The sequence below is a fragment of the Pseudomonas sp. 22072 genome (assembly GCF_052046095.1).
Lineage (GTDB): Bacteria > Pseudomonadota > Gammaproteobacteria > Pseudomonadales > Pseudomonadaceae > Aquipseudomonas > Aquipseudomonas paracarnis.
Window position 1 is genome coordinate 44,768 of the sequence record NZ_JBQEQE010000018.1, and the last position, 11,888, is coordinate 56,655.

General features: G+C 61.2%; 10 protein-coding genes. 3 read left to right on the forward strand and 7 right to left on the reverse strand.

From position 1 onward, the window contains the following. Positions 1 to 63: 63 nt before the first annotated feature. From ACTJLA_RS18775 to ACTJLA_RS18790, 4 genes are all read right to left on the reverse strand, one after another. Positions 64 to 1,407 carry a hypothetical protein gene (locus ACTJLA_RS18775; RefSeq protein WP_140915203.1) on the reverse strand — a complete coding sequence of 448 codons (1,344 nt, stop codon included), beginning with the start codon at positions 1,405 to 1,407 and terminating at the stop codon, positions 64 to 66. Between the two features lie 138 nt (positions 1,408 to 1,545). Continuing rightward, entirely contained in the window at positions 1,546 to 2,187 is a 642-nt protein-coding gene (locus ACTJLA_RS18780) for a DUF1345 domain-containing protein (protein ID WP_314543943.1), read from the reverse strand. Between the two features lie 169 nt (positions 2,188 to 2,356). After that, the gene (locus ACTJLA_RS18785) at positions 2,357 to 5,455 is read right to left on the reverse strand and encodes an efflux RND transporter permease subunit (protein WP_057977198.1); all 3,099 of its coding nucleotides are present in this window, start codon (positions 5,453 to 5,455) and stop codon (positions 2,357 to 2,359) included. Between the two features lie 6 nt (positions 5,456 to 5,461). Further along, positions 5,462 to 6,604: an efflux RND transporter periplasmic adaptor subunit gene (locus ACTJLA_RS18790; protein ID WP_314543939.1), complete on the reverse strand. Its 1,143-nt coding sequence runs from the start codon at positions 6,602 to 6,604 to the stop codon at positions 5,462 to 5,464. Positions 6,605 to 6,775: 171 nt separating this feature from the next. Here ACTJLA_RS18790 and ACTJLA_RS18795 point away from each other — a divergent pair, with 171 nt between their 5' ends. Together ACTJLA_RS18795 and ACTJLA_RS18800 are read left to right on the forward strand one after the other, a co-directional pair. Then, a complete protein-coding gene (locus ACTJLA_RS18795) occupies positions 6,776 to 7,477 on the forward strand; it encodes a response regulator transcription factor (protein WP_054897465.1) in 702 nt (233 codons plus the stop codon). A gap of 3 nt (positions 7,478 to 7,480) precedes the next feature. Continuing rightward, complete coding sequence (locus ACTJLA_RS18800) at positions 7,481 to 8,782, forward strand: ATP-binding protein (protein WP_072447837.1); 1,302 nt, start codon at positions 7,481 to 7,483, stop codon at positions 8,780 to 8,782. Here the strand turns inward: ACTJLA_RS18800 and ACTJLA_RS18805 are convergent, their stop codons facing one another. The 3 genes from ACTJLA_RS18805 to ACTJLA_RS18815 form a co-directional block, all read right to left on the reverse strand. After that, on the reverse strand, positions 8,783 to 9,457 hold the full coding sequence (locus tag ACTJLA_RS18805) for an anti-sigma factor (protein ID WP_057977202.1): 675 nt from the start codon (positions 9,455 to 9,457) through the stop codon (positions 8,783 to 8,785). It lies immediately after the preceding gene. Next, on the reverse strand, positions 9,454 to 9,984 hold the full coding sequence (locus ACTJLA_RS18810; protein ID WP_072447839.1) for a sigma-70 family RNA polymerase sigma factor: 531 nt from the start codon (positions 9,982 to 9,984) through the stop codon (positions 9,454 to 9,456). The genes ACTJLA_RS18805 and ACTJLA_RS18810 overlap by 4 nt, the downstream gene beginning before the upstream one ends. A gap of 86 nt (positions 9,985 to 10,070) precedes the next feature. After that, entirely contained in the window at positions 10,071 to 10,592 is a 522-nt protein-coding gene (locus tag ACTJLA_RS18815) for a DUF3455 domain-containing protein (RefSeq protein WP_054897462.1), read from the reverse strand. Between the two features lie 193 nt (positions 10,593 to 10,785). Here ACTJLA_RS18815 and ACTJLA_RS18820 point away from each other — a divergent pair, with 193 nt between their 5' ends. Next, positions 10,786 to 11,571 carry a sulfite exporter TauE/SafE family protein gene (locus tag ACTJLA_RS18820; RefSeq protein ID WP_054921460.1) on the forward strand — a complete coding sequence of 262 codons (786 nt, stop codon included), beginning with the start codon at positions 10,786 to 10,788 and terminating at the stop codon, positions 11,569 to 11,571. Positions 11,572 to 11,888: the final 317 nt, after the last annotated feature.

Here is an 11,888-nt window from a genome sequence, read left to right on the forward strand (position 1 = left end):
ACTGGATTTCAACGATGCTTGAAAACGCCCCGAGGTTCGGGGCGTTGACTTTCATGCCGGGGTTTATCGAGGTTGAACGGTATTGACACGGGTAGGTCTGCGCCGCGTGGTTCTATCGAGGCTGAACAGCATTTGCACACGCAGTTCTTGGTTGTTGACATCCATAAGATAGACGTCGAGTGCGCCCGTGACCGTATGGTCGTCGGAATTATGAAAGAATTCGACGGTGCCTCGATGTGCTTGATAAGCCGGGAGGGGCGTTTCATTAATGGTCATCAGGATGACGGCTAACTGATGTTCGTCACTGTCTTTCTCCAACTGATAACGGCCGGAGTCCGTGGTAGTGGGGTACTTGAAAATGACCACCTGTCTTGACGTTTCTGTGGGCGGTATCTTCATGGCGCCTTCCGCCAGCCAGAAGTTGTTTTTCAATTCATGTTTGCGAAAGTCCGCCTTGAAGTTCTCGCTTCCGATCGAACCTTGAAAAAAACGTTCTGCGGATTTCTGGCGGGCAGCTTTTCGGGCATTGGCATTGCTCATGGTACGGTTCTCCTGCGATGGGCGGTACGTGTGTGTGCGATGAGGGCGGTTTTGATTAATCGTTGGCACGGGGGCTGATTTCAGGGACAGGTTGTCAACCACGAGGAAGGTGGTGCCTATCACTTCTAAGGTGATTTCAGTCACGCCTGCAGGGATGGTCAGCGACGACGTGTAATTATCCCAGTCGCCACCCCCCCGAAGTTCTATCTGTGGCGTGTTACCGGGTGCAATATGGAACATCGCGAAACCGTGCCCTCCGGTTGGCGTCATGGCATCGATGGAAAAATCATAGGTCTGGCCGGGTGTGACCGCGATCTTTTGTTCGATGGATCCCCCCTGGTTTGCCTGGCACTCGTTGTCGGAAAATGTCACGGAGGAGCCCACTGGCCGGTTGGCTATCCAATGATCGCTGTTGTCGGCGAAATCACCGTTACGGATCAACTCGACAGGGATGACCACGCCGCCGTCTTCCACCAGTTGGAGGCTATCGAACCAGACGTCGCCAGCATTACCCATCAGTTGTAGCGTCAGGCCGGTGGTGCCGGTAGGTGGGCGAAAGGTGCTCACATGATGGGTCCAGCCATGGTTCCCTGTTAGCGTGATTGTTTCAGTCGCCCCCGAGGGCTGCCATACCAGACGGGCTGACCCGGCGCCGTTATAGGTAATCAACGTGTACAGGCTGAAGGAGTAGGAGGCGGTATCGGAAACCGATATGTCTTGTTCCGCCCGGCCTCGCCCCGTGATCACGCAATGCTGGCGGGAAAAATCAACTCGGCCTGGAGCGGTGGCAGTAACGTTCCAATAGCGTTCACGATGGGCGAAGTTGCCATTGAGCACCAAGTTACTGTTCATTGGTTGTGTTGACATGGATCAGCCCCGTGCCCTTGGATGGGTTGGTTGTGAGCGATTCAATTCAGCGCCATAAGCACGCGCTGCACAACTGTCAGAACTAACAGGTTTGCCGGTCCATTCGTCGGTTTTCTTTACCCATACGCTTAGCCAGGCCTAGCCAAACAACCCTGCCGCAATATTGATTGAGAACCCCAGGATCGCGGTATTGAACAGAAACCCGATCAACGATTGCCCCAGCACCACTTTACGCAAGCTACGGGTGGCAACACCCACGTCCGAGGTCTGCACAGCCACGCCGATGGTGAAGGAGAAATACAGGAAGTCCCAATAGTTGGGGGTGAGCAAGCCCTCGGCAAAGCGCAGCGCCGGCTCCTTGCCTTGCCAGGTGTAATAGAGCCTGGCGTAGTGCACGCTGAAAATCACCCCGATCAGCAGCCAGGAGCCGATCACGGTCAGCCCGGTAAAAGCGTAATGCAGCAGACGCTCGGAAGTGGGCAGGTCCTTGCTGCCTACCAGTTCGAAGGTGATGGTGGCCAGGCTGGCGATGGCGGCGATGCACACCATGAACAGCACCAGGCCGGCGTTCTCGTCTTCGACTTCGGCGATGCGCTTGACGTCTTCGGCCTTGGCGCGAATGGTCAACCAGAGCATCAGTATCAGGTAGGTCCAGACCCCGGCGTTCCAGCCGATCAGGATTTTGCTGGCAAGGGTGTCGGCCGGCACCAGGAGGCCGACCGCAAGGCCCAGTACGGCGGCGGATGAGAGGCGAGGGTGGGTGCGGGCGAGGAGGGGCATGGTGGCTCACAGATAAACTATTTGTGAGCACCATAGCTTATTCGGGTGTACCTGATCACGAATGCAATCAATAACCCTGTGGGAGCTGGCTTGCCTGCGATAACGTTGGTTCAGGCAACACTTATGTCGCCTGTGCCGCGGTCATGGCAGGCAAGCCAGCTCCCACTGATCAGTCTGGTTTATGGCGCTTGCGCACCAGCTTCATCACCACCACGAAGAATACCGGCACAAACACCACCGCCAATGTCGCCGTGATCATTCCGCCAATCACACCGGTGCCAATCGCCTGCTGGCTGGCCGAGCTGGCCCCCGTAGCAATCGCCAATGGCACCACGCCGAGGATGAATGCCAGGGACGTCATGATGATCGGCCGCAGTCGCAACCGTGCCGCTTTCAAGGTGGCGTCGATCAAATCCTCGCCCTGGTCATACAGGTCCTTGGCGAACTCGATGATCAGGATCGCGTTCTTCGCCGACAGGCCAATGATGGTAATCAAGCCGACCTTGAAGAACACGTCGTTGGGCATCCCGCGTAGCGACACGGCCAACACCGCACCCAGTACCCCCAGCGGCACCACCAGCAACACTGAGGTGGGAATCGACCAGCTTTCATACAGCGCGGCCAGACACAGGAACACGATCAGCAGCGACAGGCCCAACAGCAGCGGGGCCTGGGAACCGGACAAGCGCTCCTGCAACGACAAGCCCGTCCATTCCTGGCCCAGCCCGGCGGGCAGTTGGCTGACCAGACGCTGGATTTCGTTCATGGCCTCGCCAGTGCTGTGCCCCGGCGCCGCTTCGCCGCTGATGGCGATGGCCGGGTAGCCGTTGTAACGGGTCAACTGCGTGGGGCCCTGGGTCCACTTGGCTTCGACGAAGGCTGAGAGCGGCACCATCTTCCCGGCGTTGTTGCGCACGTGGATTTTCATCAGGTCGGCCACCTGGCTGCGCTGGTCGCCTTCGGCTTGCACCACCACGCGCTGCATACGGCCCTGGTTGGGGAAGTCGTTGATATACGCCGAACCTATCGCCGACGACAGCACGTTGCCTACGTCGGCAAACGACACCCCCAGGGCGTTGGCCTGCTTGCGGTCCACTTCCAGCTGCACTTGTGGTGCTTCAGCCAAGGCGCTTTCACGCACGTTGGCCAGGATCGGGCTTTTCGCTGCAGCGTCCAGCAATTCGGTACGTGCGGCCATCAACCCGGCGTGGCCGACGCCACCGCGGTCCTGCAAACGGAACTCGAAACCACTGGAAGTGCCCAGGCCGTCTACCGGTGGCGGCAGGATTGCATAGGCAATCGCGTCCTTGAGCTCGCTGAAGGCTATGTTCGCGCGATCGGCGATCGAGGAAGCGGAGTCATCGCTGCCACGTTCTGACCAGTCCTTGAGCGTGGTAAACGCCAGCGCGGCGTTTTGCCCGGAACCGGAGAAGCTGAAGCCCATGATCATGGTGGTATCACCCACCCCAGGCTCGCCTGCGTTATGTGCCTCGATCTGTTCGGCCACCTGCACCGTACGGTTCTTGCTGGCGCCCGGCGGCAACTGGATATCAGTGATGGTGTAGCCCTGGTCTTCCACCGGCAGGAACGAGGAGGGCAGGCGGCTGAACAACAGGCCCATGCCCACCAGTAATACCAGGTAGATCAGCAGGTAGCGGCCGCTGCGCTTGAGGGCATAGGCCACCCAACCTTCGTAACGGTTGGTGAGTTGGTCAAAGCGCTGGTTGAACCAGCCGAAGAAACCACCCTTGGCATGGTGCTCGCCCTTGGCAATCGGCTTGAGCAAGGTGGCGCACAGTGCCGGGGTCAAGGTCAGGGCCAGGAAAGCGGAGAACAGGATCGAGGTGGCCATCGACAGTGAGAACTGCTGGTAGATCACGCCCACCGAACCCGGCATGAAGGCCATCGGCAGGAACACCGCCACCAGCACCAGGGTGATACCGATGATGGCCCCGGTGATCTGGCCCATGGCTTTCTTCGTCGCCTCTTTGGGCGACAGGCCTTCGGTGGCCATGATGCGCTCGACGTTTTCCACCACCACGATGGCATCGTCTACCAGGATGCCGATAGCCAATACCATGCCGAACATGGTCAGCACGTTGATCGAGAAGCCCAGCAGCAACATGGTGGCGAAGGTGCCCATCAGCGCGATCGGCACCACCAGCGTGGGAATCAAGGTGTAGCGCACGTTCTGCAGGAACAGGAACATCACCGCGAATACCAGCGCCATCGCCTCCAGCAAGGTGTAGACCACCTTGGTGATCGAGACTTTGACAAAGGGCGAAGTGTCGTAGGGAATCTTGTATTCCACATTGGCAGGGAAGTAGCGCGACAACTCGTCCATTTTCGCCCGCACCAGCGTTGCGGTACTCAATGCATTAGCGCCGGGCGACAGTTGCACGCTGACGGCGGTAGACGGCTTGCCGTTCAGGCGGGTGGAGAACTGGTATTCCTGGCTGCCGACTTCCACCCGTGCCACATCGCCGATGCGCACGGTGGAGCCGTCGGGGTTGGCCTTGAGCACGATGTCGGCAAACTCCGCCGGAGTGGACAGTTGCCCCTTGACCAGCACCGCCGCGGTGATCTCCTGGGTGTGGGTGCCCGGCAAGTCACCGATGCTGCCCGCTGAGACCTGGGCGTTCTGGGCGCTGATCGCGGCGTTGACGTCGGCCGGCGTGAGGTTGAAACCGATCAGCTTCTGCGGGTCAATCCAAATACGCATCGCTCGCTCGGCGCCATACAACTGGGCCTTGCCGACCCCGTCCAGGCGCTTGAGCTCGTTCATCACGTTGCGCGCCAGGTAATCACTGAGCGCCACGTCGTCAAGCTTGCCGTCGTTGGACGTCAATGTGACCAACAGCAGGAAACCGGCGGAGACTTTTTCCACCTGCAAGCCTTGCTGAGTCACGGCCTGGGGCAGGCGCGGCTCGACGACCTTGAGGCGGTTCTGCACATCCACCTGGGCCATTTCCGGGTCGGTGCCCGGCTGGAACGTGGCGGTAATGGTCGCCGAGCCCAGGCTGCTCTGGGATTCGAAATACAGCAGGTGGTCGGCGCCGTTGAGCTCTTGCTCGATCAGGCTGACCACGCTCTCATCCAGGGTCTGGGCCGAGGCGCCGGGATACACCGCGTAGATTTCCACCTTGGGTGGCGCGACGTTGGGGTATTGCGCCACCGGCAATTGCGGGATCGCCAGGAAGCCCGCCAGCAGGATAAACAGGGCCACCACCCAGGCGAAGATCGGGCGGTCAATAAAGAACTGCGGCATGACGGGTTATTCCTTTACGAGCGGGCTGTCGTCCACTTCAACTTTTTCACCGGGGCGTGCGTGTTGCACGCCCTCGACGATGATGCGGTCGCCGGGTTTGAGGCCACTGGTGACGATCCAGCGATTGTCGACCACTGCACCCAACTCCACCGGCTGCTGGCTGACGGTCTGCTCGGCGTCCAGCAGCAACACCATCGGGATACCGGCGCTGTCACGGGTGATGGCGCGTTGCGGCACGCTGATACCTTGTTTGTCCACGGCCTGTTCCACGCGCACCCGCACAAAGCTGCCGGGCAACAGGTCGAGGTCCGGGTTGGGGAACTCGCTGCGCAGGATGATCTGCCCGGTGCCCGGGTCGACGCTGATGTCAGCGAAGAGCAATTTGCCTGGTAACGGGTACAGGCTGCCGTCGTCCTGGATCAAGGTGGCCTTGGCCTGGTCCTGGCCGACCTGCTTCAAGCTGCCGGCACGAAAGGCGCGGCGCAGGTCGTTCAGCTCACGGGTGGACTGGGTGAGGTCGGCGTGGATCGGGTCCAGTTGCTGGATAATCGCCAGCGGCGTGGCTTCGTTCTGGCCGACCAGCGCGCCTTCGGTCACCAGGGCGCGGCCAATGCGCCCGGAAATCGGTGCGGTCACGGTGGCATAGCCCAGGTTCAGCCTGGCACGCTCGACGGCGGCCTTGTTGGCGGCCACTTCGGCGTTGGTCTGGCGCAGGGCGGCGCGGGCGTTGTCGTACTCCTGGCCGCTGATGGCGTTGCCTTCGACCAGTTGGCTGTAGCGCTGTTCTTGCAGGCGCGCCTGGAACGCATTGGCCTCGGCCTTGCTCAGGTTGGCCTGGGCACTGTCCAGGTCGGCCTTGAACGGCGCCGGGTCAATACGGAACAACACGTCGCCTTGCTTGACGTCGTGGCCTTCGTTGAACACCCGCTGCATGACCACCCCGGCGACCCGGGCGCGTACTTCGGCGATACGCGGTGCGGCGATGCGCCCGCTCAGTTCGCTGGTAATTGAGAGGGGCTTGGCCTGCAGGGTTTCGATCCGCACTTTGGCCAGGGGCATTTGTGGCGCCTCGTCTGCCGACTGATCACACGCGCTCAGCGCCAGTGTGAGGGCCAACAGGCAAAACGGCGCAAATAGATTCTTCGACATGCTCTTATCCCAATATTGACTGGCGCATCCTAGGGGCACCTGCGCCGTGGTGCTGTGAAGCTGTGTAGCGGGTCTGTGAAGAAGTGTAAGGTACGGCGCGCAGGGCGTCGGGGGCGTATATCCTTGCACAATCCTGCAACACACCAACAAACAGCATTATTTGGAAACACCATGCCCAACATCCTCCTGGTGGAAGACGACGCCGCACTCTCCGAGCTGATTGCCAGCTACCTGGAACGCAATGGCTACCACGTCAGCGTGCTCAGCCGCGGCGATCATGTACGCGAACGTGCACGCCTTAGCCCGCCGGACCTGGTGATCCTCGACCTGATGCTGCCGGGCCTCGACGGCCTGCAGGTGTGCCGTTTGCTGCGCGCCGACTCGGCGGGGCTGCCGATCCTGATGCTGACCGCCCGCGATGACAGCCACGATCAGGTTCTGGGGCTTGAGATGGGCGCCGACGACTACGTGACCAAACCCTGCGAGCCGCGCGTATTACTGGCCCGGGTGCGCACATTGCTGCGTCGCAGCAGCCTGTCCGAACCCCAGGTGGCCAGCGACCAGATCGTCATGGGCAACCTCTGCATTGATTTGTCCGAACGCACCGTGACCTGGCGCGAACAGGCGGTCGAGCTGTCCAGTGGTGAATACAACCTGCTGGTGGTGCTGGCCCGGCATGCCGGCGAAGTGCTCAGCCGCGATCAGATCCTGCAACGCCTGCGCGGTATCGAGTTCAACGGTACCGACCGTTCGGTGGACGTGGCTATCTCCAAGCTGCGACGCAAGTTCGACGACCATGCGGGCGAGGCGCGCAAGATCAAGACAGTGTGGGGCAAGGGGTATCTGTTCAGCCGTTCCGAGTGGGAATGCTGAATCATGTTTCGCGTACTGCTGCGCCTCTACCTGATCACCATCGTCACCTACAGTGCGGCGATTTACCTGATTCCCAAGCTGGTGATCCAGCTGTTCGAACACCGCTACATGGACTACAACATCGAACAGTCCCGCGGCCTGCAAAAACTCATGGTCAAGCAGTACCAGCGCGCACCGGTGGAGCGCTGGTCCCAGGTGACCGACCAGTTGAGCCGCGATTTTGCACCCTTGAAAGTGCAACTGTTGCTGCGCCAGGACGCCCGCTACACCCCTGAGGAAGAACAGCTGCTGGAGCAAGGCAAGCCAGTGATCCGCCTGGGCGAATGGGGCTGGATGGAGGAAATCAGTTCGCCGATCAACCAGCAGTTCGCGGTCAAGCTGACCGTACCGCCAGACCCGTTGGACATGAACCTGCTGTACTGGTCGATGAACGTGCTGGTCGGTGCCGCCTTGCTGGCGTGCCTGCTGGTGTGGCTGCGTCCGCACTGGCGTGACCTGGAGCGTTTGAAAAGTACCGCCGCGTTATTGGGCAAGGGCCATCTGGAGGCGCGTACGGGGCTCGCACCCAGCTCCAGCATCGGCGGCCTGGCGGCGGTATTCGACACCATGGCCGACGATATCGAGCGCCTCTTGAACCAGCAGCGCGATTTGCTCAATGCGGTCTCCCATGAACTGCGCACACCGCTCACCCGCCTGGATTTCGGGCTGGCCCTGGCGCTTTCCGAAGACTTGCCCCCGGCCAGCCGCGAGCGCCTGCAAAGCCTGGTGGCGCATATTCGGGAGCTGGATGAGCTGGTGCTGGAATTGCTGTCTTACAGCCGCCTGCAAAACCCGGCGCAATTGCCCGAGCGGGTAGAGGTGGCGCTCGACGAGTTTATCGACAGCGTGTTGGGCAGCGTCGACGATGAGCTGGAGAACCCCGATATCGTCATCGATGTGGTCCTCGATTGTGCCGTGGAGCGCTTCAGCCTCGACCCGCGCCTGACTGCCAGGGCCTTGCAGAACCTGCTGCGCAATGCGACGCGCTACTGCGACAAACGCATCCAGGTGGGCGTGCGGGTATGCCCCAAAGGCTGTGAAATCTGGGTGGACGACGATGGCATCGGCATACCGGCGGAGCAGCGCGAGCGCATCTTCGAGCCGTTCTACCGCCTGGACCGTAGCCGCGATCGCGCAACCGGTGGCTTTGGCCTGGGCCTGGCGATCAGCCGGCGCGCCCTGGAGGCCCAGGGCGGCACTTTGACGGCCTTGGCGTCTCCCTTGGGCGGGGCGCGGTTTCGTGTGTGGCTACCTAACCTTTCGTGATCAAAGCACTTTGACTGCGCGGCCGATCCCGTGGATCGGCCCGGTGGGTTTGCCGGTGGGCGAGCCATTGGGCCCTTCCAGCGTCAGTTCAAACAACTGGTTCGGCGCCAGCGGCGGCAGCTTGTCCAGCGGCACCGACAAGGTCTGCCCCGGCTTGACCAGCCCCAGGGATACGGGCCCCTGCCAGCCATCGCCCTTGGTCCAGAACTCCAGGGCTTTGTCGGCAGGAATCTCGATCACCCCTAGTGGAATCAACTGGATCTGCTGATTATCACTGGCCTGCACCACCCAGCCCGGTGCCTGGCTTTGCGGCGCCATCAGCACCACCACGAAGCTGGGTGTGGTGATGGGCGGGCGCGTCAGTAATAAAGCCGCCAGCACCACGCTTGCCATCAGGCCCGCGGCAGAAAGCCCGCGCCAGAACGCCAGCAGGTTCCACCACGCCACGCTCGTTTCGGGGGCTTTGATTCCGCGTTCAATGCGCCGCCACAGCTGTGCCGAAGGCGGCACCGGTTGTGCCAGCGCGACCAGAGGCAACAGACGCTGCTCCCAGGCATCCACCGCTGCACGCAGTGCCGCATCATGGGCCAGGCGTTGTTGCACCTCAGCGCGCTGTTCGGCGGGCAGTGTCCCCAGCACGTATTCACTGGCCAGTTCATCCAGGCTGTCGTTCATGCCATGCACTCCCGCAAGGCGGCGAGGCTGCGTTTGATCCAGGCTTTGACGGTACCCAGAGGGGTACTGAGTTTTTGCGCAATTTCGCTGTGGGAGTAACCGTCCACATAGGCGTGCAGGATGCAGGTGCGGCGTGTCGGGTCGAGCCGCTCCAGGCACTGGTGGATCTGCCCGGAGCGTGCAGCAAACTCAAAAGTCTGGGCAGGCTCTGCCATCGGTTCATACTGATCGTCCAGTGGCACGTCACGACCGGCGCTGCGTACAACGTCCAGGGCCAGGTGGCGAGTCACGCTGAACACCCAACCCCGTGCGGAGCCTCGCAGGGGGTCGAAACTGCGTGCGCCGTGCCAGATCTTGATAAAGGCGTCATGCACGATGTCCTCGGCCAGTGCCTTGTTGCGGGTAATGCGCAGCGCCACACCGAGCAAACGGCTGCTGTCCTGCTCATAGAGTTGGTGCAGGGCGCGATGATCGCCGCGGGCGCAGGCTAACAGGCACACTTCATAATCAAAGATGATTTCAGCCAAACCAGAATTCCTGCCACTGAGGAGACGTCTACGCGTGGTAGGCGCGAGGTTGCTCGCGCCTACCTGGCCAGCGTAGCTGAGTTTGCTCAGTTGGCGGCCCAGAAGATGTAGTCCGCCTGGTATTTCACCACTTCCTTTGCGCCTTTGTTCGCGGTGGTGCATGGCGTAGCGGGAGCGACTCCGCCTTTGAGCGCAACCCGCTGGATATACGCCACGCCACTCATCGCACCTTTGCCCTCGGCCGGGTTGGCCTTGACCAGTTGATAGGGCAGGTTACCGGGGCTCGACGGCGCCACGGCCAATTGCGTGCCGGTGATGGTCGAGCCGTCCTTGGCCTGCCACGTGGCAGGTGGGCCGAAGTAGGTGCCGACCTGCTGACCATTACGGTCGTTCAACACGGCTTTGGGGCCGACGAAGGTCCACTCGGTCTGGCCGGCAGCGCTGGCCTTGTCGCGGCATTCATAGGTGATTTCGCCGACCCCGGTGGTTTGCATCGCCACCTTGTGGCCATCCGGCACCTTGATGCTGTCCGGCAGGCCCGCCTGGGCAAACGCCGACGGTGCGGCGAGGAGCAAGCTGGACAGGCACAGCAGTGTTTTAGCGTTCATGGTGTTTCTCCATTGGGTAGAACAGCAGGGTTACGTTGATGACTACGGCCCAGGCCCGCCCATTGGATGCAGGGCTTTGCGAAAAAAGTGAAGATTTCCAAAAAAGCATAAACTCAGATCGCATCGGTATAAGTGGTTATAAGAAAAATCGCTATCCTGCGGCCAGAAATTTATAAGGCCTCGGGTAGCTGGAATGGATGTAGGTAATATTGGTTTCGTGGTTGCCGGCCTGATCGTGGGTTTTATCGTGGGCATGACGGGGGTGGGCGGCGGTTCGCTGATGACCCCGATCCTGCTGTGGTTTGGCATCAACCCAGCCACTGCGGTGGGCACCGACCTGCTGTACGCCGCGATCACCAAGTCCGGTGGTGTGCTGGTACACAGCAAGAACAAGAACATCGACTGGACCATCACCGGCTGGCTCACCCTGGGCAGCGTGCCGGCGGTGTTGCTGACGTTATGGTTCCTGGCCAGCCTGCACACCGACCCCAGCGCGATGAACGCGGTGATCAAGCAGGCCCTTGGCGTGGTATTGCTGCTGACGGCCCTGGCGATCCTGTTCAAGAAAAGCCTGTTGGCCTTTGCCCAGCGTCATGCTGGCGACTCCTACCATCTGCGCCCGCGCAATCTGAATGCGCTCACTGTTGTGACAGGTGCGATCCTTGGCACCATGGTGGCCCTGACCTCGATCGGCGCCGGCGCCCTCGGCACGGTGGCGCTGTTTATCCTGTACCCGTTCCTGGCCACGCGGCGCCTGGTTGGCACCGAGATCGCCCATGCCGTGCCCCTGACCTTGGTGGCGGGCCTGGGCCATGCCAGCATGGGGAACATGGACTGGCATCTGCTGGGCTTTTTGCTGATGGGGTCGCTGCCGGGGATCTACGTTGGCAGCCATATGACCGGCAGGATTCCCGACGGGGTACTGCGGCCGTGCCTGGCGGTGATGTTGATGGCGGTGGGTTATAAGTTGGCGTTCTGAGCACGTGGCCTGACACCCCACGCTCCAACTGTGGAAGCTGCCTTGCCTGCGATGACGGCCTCACAGTCAACGCCTGCTAACCTGACACCCCACGCTCCAACTGTGGGAGCTGGCTTGCCTGCGAAGGCGGCCTCACAGTCAACGCAGCTGGATTGTGTACATATCCATTCCTGCGGTAACGGCCACTTAGGGTTCCGCCCTGACGGCGGGTCACTTTGGAAAAGCCCCAAAGTAACCAAAGGGCTCTTGCCCCACCACTCGGCACCTCGCCTAGGCTCGGTGTGCCCGTAATCCGCCAGTGATTTGGGGGGCCGCCG